The organism is Gammaproteobacteria bacterium, from assembly GCA_029884425.1.
Taxonomy (GTDB): domain Bacteria; phylum Pseudomonadota; class Gammaproteobacteria; order S012-40; family S012-40; genus JAOUHV01.
Genome location: JAOUHV010000008.1, coordinates 1 through 16,928, shown reverse-complemented (window position 1 = coordinate 16,928; position 16,928 = coordinate 1). Strand labels below are relative to the sequence as shown.

14 protein-coding genes and 1 pseudogene are annotated in these 16,928 nt (G+C 51.4%); 9 read left to right on the top strand and 6 right to left on the bottom strand.

From position 1 onward, the window contains the following. Positions 1 to 23 precede the first annotated feature (23 nt). Positions 24 to 566, top strand: coding sequence for an oligoribonuclease (gene orn, locus OEW58_03605; protein MDH5300429.1), 543 nt, complete (start codon positions 24 to 26; stop codon positions 564 to 566). Here the strand turns inward: orn and queG are convergent. Beyond that, positions 550 to 1,641, bottom strand: coding sequence for a tRNA epoxyqueuosine(34) reductase QueG (queG, locus tag OEW58_03600; GenBank protein MDH5300428.1), 1,092 nt, complete (start codon positions 1,639 to 1,641; stop codon positions 550 to 552). The genes orn and queG overlap by 17 nt on opposite strands. Before the next feature lie 35 nt (positions 1,642 to 1,676). Here queG and OEW58_03595 point away from each other — a divergent pair, with 35 nt between their 5' ends. The 3 genes from OEW58_03595 to OEW58_03585 all read left to right on the top strand — a co-directional run bounded on the left by OEW58_03595 (position 1,677) and on the right by OEW58_03585 (position 5,105). Further along, the gene (locus OEW58_03595; GenBank protein MDH5300427.1) at positions 1,677 to 3,164 is read left to right on the top strand and encodes an NAD(P)H-hydrate dehydratase; all 1,488 of its coding nucleotides are present in this window, start codon (positions 1,677 to 1,679) and stop codon (positions 3,162 to 3,164) included. Between the two features lie 2 nt (positions 3,165 to 3,166). Beyond that, positions 3,167 to 3,655, top strand: a complete 489-nt coding sequence (gene tsaE / locus OEW58_03590) for a tRNA (adenosine(37)-N6)-threonylcarbamoyltransferase complex ATPase subunit type 1 TsaE (protein MDH5300426.1) — start codon at positions 3,167 to 3,169, stop codon at positions 3,653 to 3,655. A gap of 61 nt (positions 3,656 to 3,716) precedes the next feature. Further along, positions 3,717 to 5,105: an N-acetylmuramoyl-L-alanine amidase gene (locus OEW58_03585; GenBank protein ID MDH5300425.1), complete on the top strand. Its 1,389-nt coding sequence runs from the start codon at positions 3,717 to 3,719 to the stop codon at positions 5,103 to 5,105. 204 nt (positions 5,106 to 5,309) lie between these two features. Here OEW58_03585 and OEW58_03580 read toward each other — a convergent pair whose 3' ends face one another. From OEW58_03580 to OEW58_03565, 4 genes are read right to left on the bottom strand one after another with little or no spacing between them, the layout of a single operon-like run. Continuing rightward, entirely contained in the window at positions 5,310 to 5,615 is a 306-nt protein-coding gene (locus tag OEW58_03580) for an EscU/YscU/HrcU family type III secretion system export apparatus switch protein (protein ID MDH5300424.1), read from the bottom strand. Continuing rightward, the gene (locus OEW58_03575) at positions 5,612 to 7,381 is read right to left on the bottom strand and encodes a flagellar hook-length control protein FliK (protein MDH5300423.1); all 1,770 of its coding nucleotides are present in this window, start codon (positions 7,379 to 7,381) and stop codon (positions 5,612 to 5,614) included. The genes OEW58_03580 and OEW58_03575 overlap by 4 nt, the downstream gene beginning before the upstream one ends. A 27-nt stretch (positions 7,382 to 7,408) precedes the next feature. Further along, the gene (gene recN, locus OEW58_03570) at positions 7,409 to 9,076 is read right to left on the bottom strand and encodes a DNA repair protein RecN (protein ID MDH5300422.1); all 1,668 of its coding nucleotides are present in this window, start codon (positions 9,074 to 9,076) and stop codon (positions 7,409 to 7,411) included. Between the two features lie 11 nt (positions 9,077 to 9,087). Then, the gene (locus tag OEW58_03565) at positions 9,088 to 9,966 is read right to left on the bottom strand and encodes an NAD(+) kinase (GenBank protein MDH5300421.1); all 879 of its coding nucleotides are present in this window, start codon (positions 9,964 to 9,966) and stop codon (positions 9,088 to 9,090) included. A gap of 175 nt (positions 9,967 to 10,141) precedes the next feature. On the opposite strand from OEW58_03565, the gene hrcA reads away from it, so the two are divergent. The 5 genes and pseudogenes from hrcA to dapB all read left to right on the top strand — a co-directional run bounded on the left by hrcA (position 10,142) and on the right by dapB (position 16,051). Then, positions 10,142 to 11,185 carry a heat-inducible transcriptional repressor HrcA gene (gene hrcA / locus OEW58_03560; GenBank protein ID MDH5300420.1) on the top strand — a complete coding sequence of 348 codons (1,044 nt, stop codon included), beginning with the start codon at positions 10,142 to 10,144 and terminating at the stop codon, positions 11,183 to 11,185. A 60-nt stretch (positions 11,186 to 11,245) separates the two neighbouring features. Beyond that, the gene (gene grpE / locus OEW58_03555) at positions 11,246 to 11,851 is read left to right on the top strand and encodes a nucleotide exchange factor GrpE (protein ID MDH5300419.1); all 606 of its coding nucleotides are present in this window, start codon (positions 11,246 to 11,248) and stop codon (positions 11,849 to 11,851) included. A gap of 83 nt (positions 11,852 to 11,934) precedes the next feature. Beyond that, positions 11,935 to 13,859 (top strand): annotated as a pseudogene (gene dnaK, locus OEW58_03550) (molecular chaperone DnaK). Positions 13,860 to 13,997: 138 nt separating this feature from the next. Next, positions 13,998 to 15,131 (top strand): molecular chaperone DnaJ, encoded by a 1,134-nt coding sequence (gene dnaJ, locus OEW58_03545; protein ID MDH5300418.1) that lies wholly within the window; start codon positions 13,998 to 14,000, stop codon positions 15,129 to 15,131. Positions 15,132 to 15,247: 116 nt separating this feature from the next. After that, positions 15,248 to 16,051 carry a 4-hydroxy-tetrahydrodipicolinate reductase gene (gene dapB, locus OEW58_03540; protein ID MDH5300417.1) on the top strand — a complete coding sequence of 268 codons (804 nt, stop codon included), beginning with the start codon at positions 15,248 to 15,250 and terminating at the stop codon, positions 16,049 to 16,051. 51 nt (positions 16,052 to 16,102) lie between these two features. Here dapB and OEW58_03535 read toward each other — a convergent pair whose 3' ends face one another. Next, a complete protein-coding gene (locus OEW58_03535; GenBank protein ID MDH5300416.1) occupies positions 16,103 to 16,813 on the bottom strand; it encodes a response regulator in 711 nt (236 codons plus the stop codon). Positions 16,814 to 16,928 lie beyond the last annotated feature (115 nt).

The following is a 16,928-nucleotide window of genomic DNA, read 5'->3' as shown; positions in this document are numbered from 1 at the left end:
AACGCTCATTCGTGGGAAGTGCTATGAAAAATGATGATAACCTGATTTGGATCGACCTTGAAATGACCGGCTTGAATCCGGAAAAAGACGTAATCATCGAGATGGCGACCATTGTCACGGATGCGCAATTGAATGTGCTGGCTGAAGGGCCGGTGATCGCGGTTCATCACAGCGATGAGGTTCTGCAAGTCATGGATGAGTGGTGCGTGAAGACGCACGGCGCGTCCGGTTTGACCCAGCGTGTGCGCGAAAGTCAAATTGATACCGCAGAGGCTGAGCGCTTGACCATTGAATTTCTGCAGCAATACATCGACAAGGGGAAATCGCCGATTTGTGGCAACAGCATCGGTCAGGATAGACGGTTTCTGGTCAAATACATGCCTACATTAGAGGCGTATTTCCACTATCGCAATTTGGATGTGAGCACCCTCAAAGAGCTGGCTCGACGCTGGCAGCCTTCTGTGCTGAATGGACTTGTTAAACAAGGTACGCATTTGGCGCTGGACGACATCCGTGAGTCCATCAAAGAACTGCAATACTACCGTCAAACTATTCTGAAGATCTGATACCGTGACGCGCCAATGCCCAATGCACATGTTCGCGCAGTAATTCCGAGGGATGCTGCTCACGCGTGTGAAGGGCATTGATGATGTGCTCACTGGTGGGCGCATTGCCCAGGCCAACGGCAATGTTGCGTAGCCAGTTTACATAGCCAATGCGCCGAATGGGCGATCCCTCAAAATTTTGCATGAACTGAGCTTCTGTCCACTGAAATAAATCGCACAGGGTGATGTTGTCCAGTTGGTGACGAGGACGAAAATCAGCTTCTGCGGTTGTTTTGGCAAAACGATTCCACGGACAAAACAACTGGCAATCATCACAGCCATAAATTCGGTTGCCCAATAATGGGCGAAATTCCAGCGGAATACTGCCTTGATACTCAATGGTGAGATAGGAAATGCAGCGCCGGGCATCGATTTCAAATGGTGCGACGATGGCCTGGGTTGGACAGGCCGTGATGCAGGCAGTGCATCGGCCGCAATGAAATTGGGTAGCTTCGACATTCACGGGCAGCGGCAAATTGGTAAAAAGTTCGCCTAAAAAAAACCACGATCCCGCATCGCGATTGATCAGATTGGAATGTTTGCCTATCCACCCCAGCCCGGCTTTTTCGGCAATGGCTTTTTCCAACACGGGTGCGCTGTCGACAAAAGCGCGGCCTTCAAAGGTGGCGACGCTGTCGCGGATGAAATCAGCCAGTTGTGCCAGCCGCTTGCGCATGATTTTGTGATAATCGCGGCCGAGCGCATAGCGTGACACATAGGCACGGTCAGGATCATTTAACACCTCAATGGGCGGTGTGGCTTCGGGAAGATAATTCATTCGTACCGAAATAATGCGTAAGGTGCCTGCGACCAATTCTGCGGGACGGCTGCGTTTGGTACCGTGGCGTGACATGTAGTCCATTTCACCGTGATATTGATTTTCCAGCCAGCGCAACAAATGCGGTTCGGCTTGGGATAAATCGACATCGCTTACCCCGCACTGCTCAAACCCTAATTGTTGCGCGTGCTGCTGGATATTCAGCCACAGTGTGTGCAGCTGTTGCTCGGTCAGCGAGGGTGGTGAGAGAGAATCCATGGTCAGCGTTTTGCCCGCAATGCTAGAATAAAACTATGAACCTTCCGATCGCATTATACACCGCAGAACAAACTCGCCAGCTTGATTCTCTGGCAATCCAGCGTTTTGCTGTTCCCGGCTATAGTTTGATGTCGCGTGCCGGCGAGGCGATTTTTTCTGTGATCAGCCAGTACGCGCCACAGATTTTGCGCGCAGTGGTGGTGTGCGGTGTGGGCAATAATGCTGGCGATGGCTATGTGGTTGCGCGATTGCTGCATACTCGCGGCTACAGAGTTGATGTTTTACAGCTTGGCGATGCTGCAAAAGTGACGGGCGATGCCTTATTGGCAAAGCAGGCCATGGAGCAATCCGGGGTGTTTGCCCGGCCATTTGTTTCGTCGGAGTTAGTCGGGGCGGACGTGATTGTCGATGCCATTTTCGGCACAGGATTAGAACGCGACGTTGCGGGTGCCTGGGCGGATGCGATTGTCGCCATAAATGAGAGCGATGCACTGATTGTGGCGGCGGATATTCCCAGTGGTTTGCACGCCGATACCGGCACGGTGATGGGGGTTGCAGTGCAGGCGAATTGGACAGTGACGTTCATTGGTTTGAAGCTGGGGATGTTTACTCATCATGGCGTTGATTATTGTGGCGAGATTTTTTTCGATGATTTGCAAGTGCCCAAGGAAATCTACGCCGCTGTCGATGCGGTTGCGCAGCGGTTATCCTGGGAGCAGCGGCCGCGTTTATTGCCTCAACGCCGGCGCAATGTTCACAAGGGCAGCTTTGGTCATGTGCTCGCTGTTGGCGGCGAGATCGGTATGCCTGGTGCAATCAGTCTGGCTGCGCAGGCAGCAATGCGCGTGGGAGCGGGCATTGTTACTGTCGCAACGCGCCAACCGCATGCGGTGCCACTGGCGCTGGCTTGTCCGGTGCTCATGGCAAAGCCAGTGGAGTCTTCAGATGATCTGACGCCGCTGCTGCAAAAAGCGACTTGTGTGGCGATAGGCCCTGGACTGGGGATGGGCGAGTGGGGACAGCAGATGCTAAATGTTGTGTTGTCCACGTCCTTGCCGATGGTGATTGATGCCGATGGTTTGAATTTGCTGGCGACACAGAAGGCGGCGGTTCACCGTTCGAATTGGGTGTTGACGCCGCATCCGTTGGAAGCGGCTCGTCTGTTGGGATGCAGTGCTGCGGATGTTCAAGCAAATCGACTCGCAGTGGTCAAACAAATTGCGCAGCGCTTTGGCGGTGTGTGCCTGCTAAAAGGTGCGGGCACGCTGATCAGTGATGGTGAGAAGGTGATATTATGCGACGCCGGTAATGGGGCGATGGCCAGTGCCGGTATGGGCGATGTTCTGACTGGCGTAATTGCCGGTCTGCTGGTGCAGCAGGATGGTGATGTCCGTGCTGAATGGGTGGCGCAAGCGGCGTTGTTGCATGCACATTGTGCCGATGTGCTGGTCGAACAGGGATACGGAAGAATTATCGCCAGCGATTTATTAACGCAATTAGCAAGGCAAGTGAAAGATATTTAAACATGACCCAACTCACCTGGCAGGTTTGTGGCGAACAATCCATGGAAGACACTGGTCGGCAGTTGGCGGCAGCTTTGCCGGCGATGGGCGCGGTGATTTTTTTACACGGTGATTTGGGAGCAGGGAAAACAACACTGAGTCGTGGTTTGTTGCGCGGCCTGGGGCACGCAGGCAAGGTGAAAAGTCCAACCTATACGCTGGTTGAGGAATATGTGTTTACGGATCGACAGGTGTTTCATTTTGATTTGTACCGCTTGTCCGATCCTGAGGAATTGGAATACATGGGCCACCGTGATTTATTTCACGGAAAAGCCCTTTGCGTGGTGGAATGGCCGGAAAAAGGATTGGGATATTTGCCGCCTGCCGATTTGCAGATTTTTATTCAGCATGATGGTGCTGACTGTCGACAGTTGCGCATTCAGGCGGATTCGCGAACAGGTGAGCAGATTCTAGCGCGTTTAGGGGATGTTACAGGTCCGAATTCTGCATAAAATATCACTGGATCACACTTTAAAATTTGAAAACACAGCATATTTGCCCGAAAATAGAGATATGAAACGCTTTTCTTACAACGTAATTTTAATTCTTTTTCTCGCAGTCAGCAGCGCATGGGCGAGTGCGGGGCAGGTGACTGGCGTGCGTCTGTGGGATTCTCCGGACGGTACGCGTTTGGTGCTGGATGTGAACAGCAGCACAGATTATTCTGTTTTCACGCTGAATAACCCTCAGCGCGTAGTGATCGACCTGCGCAATACCTCGCTTAAAGCCCCGTTGCCTGCGGTTGCCCAGTCACGTTCTGTGGTCAAAGAAGTTCGCGCTGCCGCGCGCAATGGCGGAAAAGACTTACGTGTGGTTTTGGGCGTTGAATCTCTTGATGGCGTAAAGAATTTCGCGTTGATTCCACAAGGCCAATACGGACACCGCATTGTGGTGGACATGGGCGGCAAACAAGCAGAGGAAAAACCCGATGCGGCGGATCCGATCGCAGCCGTGGTTGCATCCGCTGCTGCCAAAGAAAAACCCAAGAGCGGATCGTTCAATGTTGACGCTGCTCCCGCTCCTGTCGCACCGCCTAAATCGTCTGGCAAGACACGCGATATCGTTGTGGCCATTGATGCAGGTCACGGTGGCGAGGATCCTGGCGCGATGGGCAAATACGGTACACGTGAAAAGGATGTGGTGCTGGCAATCGCAAAGCGCTTACACGATCATCTGGAGGGAGAGCCAGGCATTCGCCCGGTGTTGATTCGCACTGGCGATTACTACCTAAGCTTGCGTCAGCGGATTCGCAATGCGCGTAAGCACAACGCGGATTTGTTTATTTCAATTCATGCCGATGCGTTCAATAACCGTGACGTGAAGGGTTCATCGGTTTACATCCTGTCGCAACGCGGTGCGTCGAACGAGACAGCGCGCTGGTTGGCGGAGAAAGAGAACTCGGCAGATTTGATTGGTGGCGTGAGTCTGGATGACAAGGACAACATGCTTGCCCAGGTACTGCTGGATCTTTCCATGAACGGCACGATTGATGTGAGCGAGAAAATCGCCGAGCATGTCTTAAAGGAAATGACCAAGGTGGGTGACGTGCACAAATCCAATGTGCAAAGTGCCGGCTTCGTGGTGCTTAAATCGCCGGATATTCCCTCCATGCTGATTGAAACGGCGTTTATTTCCAATCCCAGCGAGGAACGTCGCTTAAAAGATGGGCAGTATCAGGACCGTCTTGCCAAGTCCATTGTGCGCGGCGTGAAACGCTATTTTGAAAATCACCCACCGCCCGGATCCGTGTTTGCGCAGCGTGGCATGCGTGCTCAGGTTTCATTGCCTGAGGACGTGACGCCAGGCAGCGTGCAAATTAGCATTGAAAGCGCGCCGCAGAACGCATCGATTGATGAAGATCATCGACGCGCAGAAGATCGAACACGCGATCCTGTACTCTAGCGATTCCTCTTCCAGCCCGAGTTGCGGGCCATGCCACTCTGGCTGGCCTGCTTGACGCGTATCCACGGTATCATCGTCGATAGTCAGTTTTATCTACCCATGCTCCGTGTTCAATTTCGCCTGATTTTTTTCAGCACTGTAATGTTCTCGGTATACGGCATCGTGATGTTCGGGAAAACGCAGAAGATAATCTGTGATTATGGGTTATTCGGTGGACTTGGTTTCGGAAGGTAAATCCATAAGTTTGTTATTGATAGAGTAAATAAAGGCCAATACTTCAGCGACGGCCTGATATAGATTGTTGGGGATTTCTTCGTCCAAATCCAGACGGGAAAGCAATTTTACCAGTTCGCCATCTTCGTACAGAGGAACGCCATGTTCCTTGGCGATGGTCATGATTTGTTGCGCGATCTCGCCTTTGCCTTTGGCGACTACTTTTGGCGCACTCATACCACCATCGTATTTGAGCGCAACGGCAGTGGTGTTTGGGGTGACTTCTTTTTCGCTCATGCTTTGACATCCAGTATGCTGGAATTTAGTGCAGTCAGATCATTTTGCAGACTGGTTTTGGGTGGCTTGCCTTCAAGAAAAGACATCTGCTCAGGCTTCAGGCCAGCACGAGTGAGGCGCTGTTCAAGATCGTCTGAATTTTGTATCGCAGTTTGCAGAGTGTGGTTATCTTCGGCCCAAAATACCACGGACACGCTTTGTTTTCGTACATTGATTCGGGCATAGATCGGGCCGGTGCCTTCCAGATCCAGACTCAGGGTGACGGTGAGGCCATTTTCAAATTTACTATTACCGTTCTCACCTTCATCTTCCTGTACGCGTAACTGCAGCAAATCAATTTGTTCGCCACGCCGCAAGGGAATTTCAGCATTGATGAGCAGTCGACCAGCTTCCTGTTCCAGCAATGATCCCGTTTGCTGAGTTTGCACACGGGCGAGCGCGGCATCTGTTTGTCGCAGTAATTCATGCACCGCATCTTGGGTGTTGTTGATGTTGTTCAACGATGGTGGCGGTGTTGCCTGGGCTTGCAGCTGTGAGCGTGGCAATGGTGGTTGAAGCGTGTCGTGTGCGCTTGCCGTCGTTCTTGGTCCACGGAATAGCTGCATGAACAGGTGATCCAGCGCGCCTAAATTATTGCGCAGTGCCATAGTCCCAGGAGTGGTGCTAATCGGCAGTGATTCAAGCAATCCGCCCAGTGCACGAATGTCCAGTTGCAAGCGCTGCAATGCTTCCATTGTTTTAGCTGGCAATGGCTGTGTCGACGGCGAGGAAGGGATGGATGGTGCAATGACATCCAGTTGCTTCATCAAAGCGATGAGCTGATTTTTCACTTTGTCAGGCAGGGCAGTAGCTGATGCCAGATTTTGTTTTATTGCGCTGATAATTTGTGGCAGTTCAGTGCTGCTTGCAGTGGCCCCAGTGCCGGCATCTTTGGCGCTAATTTGCGCCGTGGTGGTTGTCAGTTTGGCATCAAGAACTTCAGCAGTGATAGCGGCTTGTTTGTTGGCCGTGATTGGTGCTGATGTGGAGGTCTGTTTGTCTGTGCTAGCCGTTTGTAGATTGGCAATTTTCTCCAGCGCGGCTGTGGGCAGTGCTGGCGATGGATTATTCTTCACGCCCGATTGGCTCGACAGGGCATTGAGTAACTCTTGGCGCAATTGCAGCAGGTTATTTTTGAAATCCTGCGTTAGCGAATTTGGGGCTTTGGCTTGCGTGTTTGTCGCAGTTAAATTTTTGAGTTTTTCTTCAAGAAATATCCCGCTATTTTTTAGTGCCTCTTTTAGCCCTGCTGCGGTAGTGATTTGGCGAGCCTCAGGCAATTGGGTTAATAACTGCTTGGCAACCTGTTGCACGGCTGGTGGAAGATTGGGCAGTGGCAGGGCGCTGGCCGACTTCGGCTGATCAACGATTGCCCGTAGATTGGCCAGAATGTCAGTCAGGCTGCCTTGCTTGGGCAGACTGGTGCGCAGGGCTTGCGAGATGAGCGCTGCGTGGAGCGAGTTGTCAGAGAGTTTCAGTACGGTCTGCTTGCCGACCTGGCTGACGATCAAATTGAGCAGTTGCCCTTCGGTGAGTACCAGGTCGGTGCTTGCCTGGATTTGGCTGTTGTTGACGTTGAGGCTGACCTGACCGTTCGCGGTGGCGGTCAAAACCGTGGCAGTGACTTGTTGACCAGGCGATAGGGCCTGAGCGGCAGCTTGGCCGGTTGGGACGGTAATTTGCGGCGTGACGGTGCTGACACTGCTTTGGCCGGTATTGATTTGCATGCTGCGCTCCTGGGGCGCATCGGTTGTCTAGACCGTTGCGCGCTCAAGCATTTCACGGGCGTGATTGCGGGTGGTTTCGGTTAATTCCACCCCGCCAATCATGCGGGCCAGCTCTTCGACTCGCTGCTGGCCTTCCAATAACAGTATTCGGGTCGAAGTGCTTTCTTTTTGAGCTATTTTTTCAACTTTAAACTGTTGATTTCCCTGGGCTGCGACCTGGGCTTGATGAGTGATGCAGACGATTTGGCGGTTATTGGCCAGTTGGCGCAGCATATTGCCGACAATTTGTGCCACGCCGCCGCCAATGCCCACGTCAACTTCGTCGAAGATCAGGGTTGGAATGCGGGCCACCTGGGAGGTGGCAACCTGAATGGCCAGTGCCAGGCGTGACAGTTCACCGCCCGAGGCAACCTTTGCCAGTGGTTTGAACGGCTGGCCGGGGTTGGTACAGATCAAAAACTGAATATCTTCCTGGCCATGTGCGGTGGGCTGGGAGGCGTCGCTGGCGACCATTTCCACCTGGAATCTGGCGTTGCCCATGCCCAACTGGTGGATAGTTTGGTCGACTTGTTGCGATAGTTTTTTTGCCGCCGCCTGACGGGCGACAGTCAACTGCTGCGCCAACTGGCGATATTGTGCGTGTAGCTGCTGGCGCTGTTGCTGAAGTTGTTCCAGTTGCTGGTCGGAATGTTTCAACGAATGTAGCTCATCACTGATTTGTTGATGCACATCCACTAGTTGCTCGGGATCACAGCGATGTTTGCGCGCGGCATGATTCAGTTCGCTGATGCGCTCATCCAGCCACTGCAAACGCGCAGGATCCAGTTCGGTATTCTGCCATTGATCACGCAGTTCGGCGGTGGCTTCGTCGATTTGGATGCGGGCATTTTCCAGCATCTCGCGCGGCGAACTGGCCTGTGGCAAATACCGTTGTGCATCGTTGAGTACGTTGATGCAGCGGTTGAGTTGTGAGAGCAAATTATCATCGCTGTCGTAGAGCACTGACAGCACGCTACTCAGCTGGGTTTGAATTTGCTCGGCATGGGCCAGTTGGCGATGTTCTGCATCCAATTGTGCCCACTCATTGGGTTTTAATTCCAGCGCATCCAGTTCTTGCAATTGGAACGACAAATAATCCAGTCGCTGCTCACGCTGATCTTTGGCCTGTTCCAGTTGTTGCAGTTGCTGATTGATTTGTTGCCATTGGCGGTACACACCACGGACTTGTTTGAGCACGGTGTCATTTTGCGCATAGTCATCAAGCAGCTCGCGTTGCTGGTCTTTTTGCAACATGGATTGATGTTGATGCTGGCTGTAAATATCGACCAATTGTGCACCGAGTTCGCGCAGTAAACTGACCGAGATCGGGCGACCATTGATGTAGGCTTTTGAGCCATTTTCAGCCAAGGTGCGGCGTAGGATACAGGCACCATCTTCGTCCAATTCATGCTCGGTTAACCACAACTGCACGTTGCTTTGCTGGCGAATGTCGAAACAGGCAACCACTTCACCGCGGTCGCTTCCTGTGCGCAGCATGGAACTGTCGACACGATCACCCAGAGCAATGGCGAGCGCATCAATGGCGATGGATTTGCCCGCACCCGTTTCACCGGTGAGCGTCGTCAAACCCGTGGAAAAGTCGACGGATAATTCGTCGACGATGGCAAAATTACGAATGTGCAGTTCAGTCAACATAACAAACGTTCTTAGAGGTTTTCGCTCCAGTGAAGCTTTTCGCGCAGAATATGATAGTAGTCATAATCTTTAGGATGGATTAATCGAACTTTTTTCTCAAACCGTTTGATGCGGATACGGTCACCGGCAATAACTCCCAGATTTATTTGGCCATCGCAGGTAACTTGGGCGCGACCATGACAACTTTCACTAATGGTGATTTCAACATCGCTGTGTCCGTCGATCACCAAGGGACGTTGGCTGAGAGTGTGCGAGCAGACGGGAACAAGCAGCATCGCGTCCAGTGTTGGAAAAATGATAGGCCCACCACCGGACAGGGCATAGGCGGTTGAGCCGGTGGGTGAAGAGACGATTAATCCATCAGAACGCTGGCTGTTAACAAAACCGCCGTTGATGAAGGTTTTCATTTCCAGCATGCGCGCCTCTTCCCACTTGTGAATGACGACATCATTCATCGCAATCGAGGTATCGAGCAGCGCACCGTCGCGTAAAATATCAACGCGCAGCAGCATGCGTTCTTCGATGATGTGATCACCTGCAAGAATTTCGTCGAGCTTGTCCGCAAATTCGCTAAAAGAAATATCGGTCAGAAAACCCAACCGGCCTAAATTGATGCCAACCAGTGAGATTTCATGACGGGTCAGTGAGCGTGCGGCATTGAGCAACGTACCGTCACCACCGATGACAACGGCCAGATCGCAGGTGTTTCCGAGTTGTTCTCTGTTTAAAACTTGTACGCCGGGTAACTGGACGATACCGGCACTTCCTTCATCCAGGAAAACTTCAATTTGTCGGTCGTGTAGGTGCTGGTAAACGCTTCGGAGTTGCTCACTCATATCGGTGCCGGCATATTTGCCAATCAGGCCGATTTTTTTAAATTGACTGGTCATCCCCTCTCCCGGAAAGATGTCGTAATTTTTTGTTAGACGCATAATACAACCAAAGCCCCGGCTTGACACCATAATAGTAGCTTGGTAGCGTGCCTGGCCAGCACGGATCGCATCAGGGAGTCAAACGTGTCAGCAACGGTGATAAGCGAGCGTGGTTAAAAAAGCGACAACCTCCATGGATCAATTATTGAGCGGGCGAGCACAGCGGCTGCTTAAACTGTTGATCGAACAGTATATCGAGTCGGGTCAACCCGTGGGCTCGAAGCTGCTTGCGCAGCATTCAGGTATGGAGTTGAGTGCGGCCACGATTCGCAATGTGCTGGCTGATTTGGAGCAGCAGGGCTTGCTGGCTTCGCCGCATACTTCAGCCGGGCGGGTGCCGACTGATTTGGGTTATCGGTTGTTTGTTGATTCCCTGGTTTCGGTCAAACCTCTGGAAGACAAGCTGTTGTCGCAGTTACAGCGACAAATTCGCCTGGAATCCAATTCGCAGAATTTGTTGTCCAGTGCTTCCAATATGCTGTCGGAGCTAACCAGTCTGACCAGCATTGTCATGCTGCCAAAGCGCGATTGTATTGCGTTGCGGCAGATTGAATTTGTTCCCCTGTCCGAGAAGCGCGTGTTAGCCATCATGGTGATGAGCGATGCTGAGGTGGAAAACCGCATCATCCACACCAGTCGTAACTTTTCCGAAACGGAGCTGCGTCAGGCAGCCAATCTACTTAATCGCCTGCTGGTTGGTCGTGACATTCAAACTGTGCGCGACAACATTTTGGGTGAATTAGAATCCATGCGCAAAGAAGTGAATGAGTTTTTACAGGCGGCGGTGGAGATGGCTTCGCAAATGTTTAGCACAGACGGTTCCCCTGCACGTGATGATTTGGTGGTGTCTGGCGAAAGCAAGCTGCTGCACATGGACTCCCTGGCGGACATTGGCAAGGCGCGGCGTTTACTCGATGCGTTTGGCCATAAACGCGACATTCTGGATCTTCTGGATCGCTGCATGTCTTCGGAGCGAATGCAGGTTTTTATTGGTGCCGAAACCAACAACCCGGAGTTTGAGCAATGCAGTCTGATCAGTGCGCCCTACAGCATGGACGGTAAGGTGGTTGGCGTGCTGGGCATCATCGGCCCGACCCGCATGGCTTACGACCGGGTTATTCCCATGGTTGATGTCACTGCAAAATTGTTAGGCGCGGCCTTGCAATTCAAAAAGTAGCCCCCATATTCCACCCAAACACCTGTTTTGAATTAACGCTATAAACGTTTGGAGTCGCTAATGGCTGAAGATAAGCTTATGAATGAAAACGAAAATTTGCAGAACCAAACGGCCGGTGGTGCCGCCTCGGCAACGGCAGAATTAGGCCCAGAGGCTGCCCGAATCGCCGAGCTGGAAGCGGCCCTGGCCCTAGCCCAGGTTAAGGCTGAAGAAAACTGGAACCTGGCTTTGCGCACCAAGGCTGAAGCAGAAAATATGCGTCGCCGGGCGGAAAAAGATATCGAAAGTGCTCACAAATTCGCCATCGAGAAATTTGTCAACGAACTGATTCCGGTCATCGACAGTATTGAGCTGGGTTTGTCTGCGACTCATGAAGATAACGCCAGCATCGCGAAATTCCGCGAAGGTTCCGAGCTGACGCTGAAGATGATGTCCACCGTCATGGAAAAATTTAACATGGCTGCCATCTCACCCAAGGGTGAGAAGTTCGACCCCGCCAAACACCAGGCGATCACCATGCAGGAACAAACCGGCGTTGAGCCCAATATCGTGCTGCATGTGATCCAAAAAGGCTACTCTTTGAACGACCGCGTGTTGCGTCCCGCGATGGTGGTGGTTTCCAAGGCATCATCCAGCGAACAAAACAAATTTGATGGCATGGCTTGAAATTGCCGGGATTGACCCGCACATTGAGCCTCAGAGCAGTACACAAACGAATTTAACCAGACGAATTACAACGGAGAAAATCCATGGGTAGAATCATAGGCATCGACTTGGGCACCACCAACTCCTGTGTGGCAGTGATGGAAGGCGGCAAGCCCAAAGTGATTGAGAACGCAGAAGGTGATCGTACCACTCCTTCGGTTATCGCGTTTGCCCAGGATGGCGAAGTATTGGTTGGCCAGCCAGCCAAACGTCAGGCGGTTACCAATCCGCAAAATACCTTTTTCGCAGTAAAACGCTTGATCGGCCGTCGTTTTGAAGAAAACGTGGTACAGCGTGACATCAGCCTGGTGCCATACAAAATCACCAAGGCAGACAACGGCGACGCATGGTTGCAATCCCGCGATAAGAAAATGGCTCCGCCAGAAATTTCTGCGCGCGTTTTGATGAAAATGAAGAAAACCGCAGAAGACTACCTGGGCGAAGAAGTGACCGAAGCGGTTATCACCGTTCCTGCGTATTTCAACGACTCTCAGCGTCAAGCGACAAAAGACGCGGGCAAGATCGCTGGTCTGGAAGTTAAGCGTATCATCAACGAACCAACCGCAGCTGCACTGGCCTATGGTTTGGATAAAAGCCGTGGCGACAAGAAAATTGTTGTATACGATTTGGGCGGTGGTACGTTTGATATTTCGGTCATTGAAATTGCCGAAGTGGAAGGCGAGCACCAGTTCGAAGTGTTGGCAACCAACGGTGACACGTTCCTGGGTGGTGAAGACTTCGATACCCGTCTGATCGACTACCTGGTTGACGAATTCAAGAAAGACAACGGCGTTAACCTGCGCAATGATCCACTGGCGCTGCAGCGTCTGAAAGAAGCCCAGAAAAGGCCAAAATTGAACTGTCTTCTGCGCAGCAGACTGAAATTAATCTGCCTTACATCACTGCCGATGCCTCAGGTCCAAAACACCTGAACATCAAAGTAACACGCGCCAAGCTGGAATCGTTGGTGGATGAACTGATTCAGCGCACCATGGAACCATGCAAAATTGCTCTGAAAGATGCCGGCCTGACGATTTCCCAAATTGACGATGTCATTTTGGTCGGTGGTCAAACCCGTATGCCCAAGGTGCAACAAGCGGTTAAAGATTTCTTCGGCAAAGAGCCACGCAAAGATGTAAATCCAGATGAAGCAGTTGCTGTTGGTGCCGCTATTCAGGGTGGTGTATTGGGTGGTGAAGTAAAAGACGTTCTGTTGTTGGACGTAACCCCACTGTCCTTGGGTATCGAAACCATGGGCGGTATCATGACCAAACTGATTGAAAAGAACACCACGATTCCAACCAAGGCTAGTCAGGTGTTTTCAACGGCAGACGACAATCAAACAGCGGTCACCGTACATGTACTGCAGGGCGAGCGTGAAATGGCATCCGGCAACAAGTCACTGGGTCGTTTCGACTTGAGCGACATTCCACCTGCGCCACGCGGTGTGCCACAGATCGAAGTGTCTTTCGACATCGACGCCAACGGTATTTTGAACGTATCTGCCAAAGACAAGGCGACGGGCAAGTTGCAGTCCATCGTGATCAAAGCCTCTTCTGGTTTGTCTGATGAAGAAATTCAGAAAATGGTAAGAGACGCAGAAGCCCACGCCGAGGAAGACCGCAAGATCAAGGCATTGGTAGATGCACGCAATCAAGCGGACAACATGATTCACGCCACTGAGAAATCCATGAAAGAACTGGGTGACAAGGTGGAGGCGAGCGAGAAGAAAGATATCGAAAACGCCATCGCTGAACTGAAGACCGCGATGAAGGGCGACAACAAGGACGACATCGAGGCCAAAACGCAAAAACTGGCCGAGTACTCTGGCAAGATGGCGCAGCGTCTGTACGAAAACAACAATGCTGCCGAGGGTGCGCAGCCTTCAGGTTCGACCAACAGCCAGCAGGGCAGCAAGGCTGACGATGTTGTTGATGCTGAGTTTGAGGAAGTCAAAGACGACAAGTAAGGTTGTTGTCGGTGAATCCTGTTCGCAATATTCGAAAACAGGACGTTGTTTAATATGGCTGCCCGCGTATGCGGGCATGACCATGTAGTGGGTAGGCAATTTTGATATTGCACTCGCTCATTGTTTTGGAAACTGTATATGTCTAAACGCGATTATTACGAAATCCTCGGCGTTTCCAAAAACGCCACCAAAGATGAGCTGAAAAAAGCTTATCGCCGTTTGGCCATGAAGTATCATCCTGACCGTAATACGGATAATCCCGAAGCGGAAGAAAAATTCAAGGAAGCCAAAGAGGCTTATGAAATTTTGGATGATGACCAGAAACGAGCGGCTTACGATCAGTTTGGTCACGCGGGCGTCGATCCCAGTGCGGGTGGCCCCGGATTCCGCGGCGGTGCGGGTCCAGGCAATTTTGGTGATATTTTCGGTGATATCTTCGGCGATATTTTCGGCGGTGCTCGTCGCGGTGGTGCGCACGCAAATCGCGGCGCAGATCTGCGCTACAACCTGGAAATTTCACTGGAAGAAGCTGTTGCCGGCACGACTGTAAAAATTAAAGTACCAACCTTTGTCAGTTGTGGCACCTGTGACGGTAGCGGCGCTAAAAAAGGTAGCAAGCCGGTCACGTGCTCTACCTGTGCGGGCCACGGTCAGGTTCGTATGCAGCAGGGATTTTTCTCGATTCAGCAAACTTGTCCAACCTGTCAGGGACGAGGTGAAACAATTTCTGATCCTTGCTCTGTGTGTCATGGCCAAGGGCGAGTGCAGGAAACCAAAACACTTTCCGCGAAAATTCCCGCAGGCGTGGATGTTGGTGACCGCATTCGTTTGAGTGGCGAGGGAGAGGCCGGCGAAAATGGTGGTCCACCCGGCGACCTGTACATTCAAATCAATGTCAAAGCACATCCGATTTTTGAACGCGAAGGCGCGGACTTGCACTGTGAAGTTCCCGTGAGTCTTGTGACGGCGGCATTGGGTGGTGAACTGGATGTGCCGACGCTGGATGGTCGGGTGAAACTGAAAATTCCTGCGGAAACGCAAACCGGCAAGTTGTTCCGTCTGCGTGGCAAGGGTGTTAAACCTGTGCGTGGTGGAGCGGTAGGTGATTTGTTCTGCCGCGTGAGCGTGGAAACGCCGATAAACCTCAGCAATAAACAGAAAGAAATGTTGCGCGAATTTGAAGCCAGCCTGAATAATGGCGGCAAGCATAATCCGCGTTCTCATGGCTGGTTGGACAAGGTCAAGACCTTCTTCGACGAGATGAAATTTTAAACTCGGCATTTTGCTTGAGTTTACGGCATTGAAGCGCGACGAGTGTATGCTTGTCGCGCTTTTTGCTTCAAACAGTCGTGTGTGCGTAATCTGATATCAGGGTAAGGGTAATCGAAATGATTAAAGTGGGCATTACAGGCGCTGGTGGGCGCATGGGCAAGGCGTTGATCGAAGCTTGTGTCAATACTGCGGGTTTGCAGTTGGCCGCTGCAGTGGAGCGTAAAGGCAGTTCACTGGTTGGTGTGGATGCCGGTAGTTTGGCCGGTGTGGGCGAACTTGGGATCAAACTGGTCGATGATCTGCGTAGTGTGATTGGCGATATTGATGTGCTGATTGATTTCACCGGCGTTGAACCTACACTGCAACATGTACAAATCTGTGCTGATGCGGGCAAGCAAATTATCATCGGCACCACGGGATTTAACGAAGAACAAAAAGCCAAGATCAGCGCAGCCGCTCAGCGTGTTGCGGTCGTGTTGGCGCCGAACATGAGCATCGGTGTTAATTTGTGCCTGAAACTGCTGGACATCGCTGCACGCGTGATGGGTGATGAAGTGGATATCGAAATTATCGAGGCCCATCATCGCCACAAGGTGGATGCGCCATCAGGTACCGCTGTGCGCATGGGTGAGGTTGTTGCCAAAGCGTTAGGCCGTGATCTGAAGACCTGTGCTGTGTACGGGCGTGAAGGTATGACTGGCGAGCGCGACCGCAAAACTATCGGATTTGAAACAATTCGTGCGGGCGATATCGTTGGTGAGCACACAGTGATGTTTGCTGATATCGGTGAGCGTGTGGAAATTACGCACAAGGCTTCCAGCCGAATGACGTTTGCCAACGGCGCAATGCGTGCTGCAGCTTGGTTGAACAGCAAAAACACGGGTCTATATGATATGCAGGACGTGTTGGGCTTAAAGTAACTCTTAGCCAGATTGTACTTTAAACCGAAGGCCGAAAGGCCTTCGGTTTTTTTATGCATGTATTTTTGATTTTTTTGCGTCCAGTAAACGATTTATTTTTTCGGTCGTGTTCGCATCCATGCTGCTTAGGGCATATTTCAATTGTGTTGAGGTTGAAGTACCCACTGGGCTTGAATTTATCAATGTGCCTTTTACGTAAAATGAATGTTTCTGGAAGTTTATGAAGATTGTGGTTTCCAGTGCAGCATCGTGCGATTCATTGCTCTCGGTGGTGATAATATGGCATTCCTCAGGGGTAATGCTCATCAGTGTGCCATGAATTTCTGAGTCGCCTTGTTTTATCAATGAACTGATGAAATGCTCACCGTTCTTTTTATTCGAACCGGACAGTAGTTTGTCTATTTTTTCTTCGAGTGATTTTCCTGAAAACGGCTTGATGAGATAGTCATTCACGCCCGCTTCAATGGCCTTGATAATCGATTCCTTGTCAGCGCGTGATGTGGCCATGATGAATGGGATGGATTTGAAATGTTCAATTTCTTTGATTTTGCTCAAAAACGAAAGGCCGGATATTTTCGGCATTTCCCAGTCGCAAATGATAATGTCCACCGATTTTTCTTCAGCTAATCGCGACAGCGCATCTCTGGCATTGGCGGATTGCACCACTTTGGAGAATTGTAATTCGGTTTGCAAAATCCGGCTGACAAACTGCCGGGTACTTGCGGTGTCATCAACGACCAGGGCTTTCATGCTCTTGTACATAGCGTATACCCATAAATGAAGGTGTCTGCTGTCAGTTAACGGACAAAAAGTAACGTATTTGTAACATGGCGTCACCAAAACTGTGAGACGAGTCACGTAATCTGGACGGGTTCTC

Coding starts and splice junctions, on each gene's coding strand:
- orn (MDH5300429.1), top strand. CDS start 24: ATGAAAAATGATGATAACCTGATTTGGATCGACCTTGAAATGACCGGC.
- queG (MDH5300428.1), bottom strand. CDS start 1,641: ATGGATTCTCTCTCACCACCCTCGCTGACCGAGCAACAGCTGCACACA.
- OEW58_03595 (MDH5300427.1), top strand. CDS start 1,677: ATGAACCTTCCGATCGCATTATACACCGCAGAACAAACTCGCCAGCTT.
- tsaE (MDH5300426.1), top strand. CDS start 3,167: ATGACCCAACTCACCTGGCAGGTTTGTGGCGAACAATCCATGGAAGAC.
- OEW58_03585 (MDH5300425.1), top strand. CDS start 3,717: ATGAAACGCTTTTCTTACAACGTAATTTTAATTCTTTTTCTCGCAGTC.
- OEW58_03580 (MDH5300424.1), bottom strand. CDS start 5,615: ATGAGCGAAAAAGAAGTCACCCCAAACACCACTGCCGTTGCGCTCAAA.
- OEW58_03575 (MDH5300423.1), bottom strand. CDS start 7,381: ATGCAAATCAATACCGGCCAAAGCAGTGTCAGCACCGTCACGCCGCAA.
- recN (MDH5300422.1), bottom strand. CDS start 9,076: ATGTTGACTGAACTGCACATTCGTAATTTTGCCATCGTCGACGAATTA.
- OEW58_03565 (MDH5300421.1), bottom strand. CDS start 9,966: ATGACCAGTCAATTTAAAAAAATCGGCCTGATTGGCAAATATGCCGGC.
- hrcA (MDH5300420.1), top strand. CDS start 10,142: ATGGATCAATTATTGAGCGGGCGAGCACAGCGGCTGCTTAAACTGTTG.
- grpE (MDH5300419.1), top strand. CDS start 11,246: ATGGCTGAAGATAAGCTTATGAATGAAAACGAAAATTTGCAGAACCAA.
- dnaJ (MDH5300418.1), top strand. CDS start 13,998: ATGTCTAAACGCGATTATTACGAAATCCTCGGCGTTTCCAAAAACGCC.
- dapB (MDH5300417.1), top strand. CDS start 15,248: ATGATTAAAGTGGGCATTACAGGCGCTGGTGGGCGCATGGGCAAGGCG.
- OEW58_03535 (MDH5300416.1), bottom strand. CDS start 16,813: ATGTACAAGAGCATGAAAGCCCTGGTCGTTGATGACACCGCAAGTACC.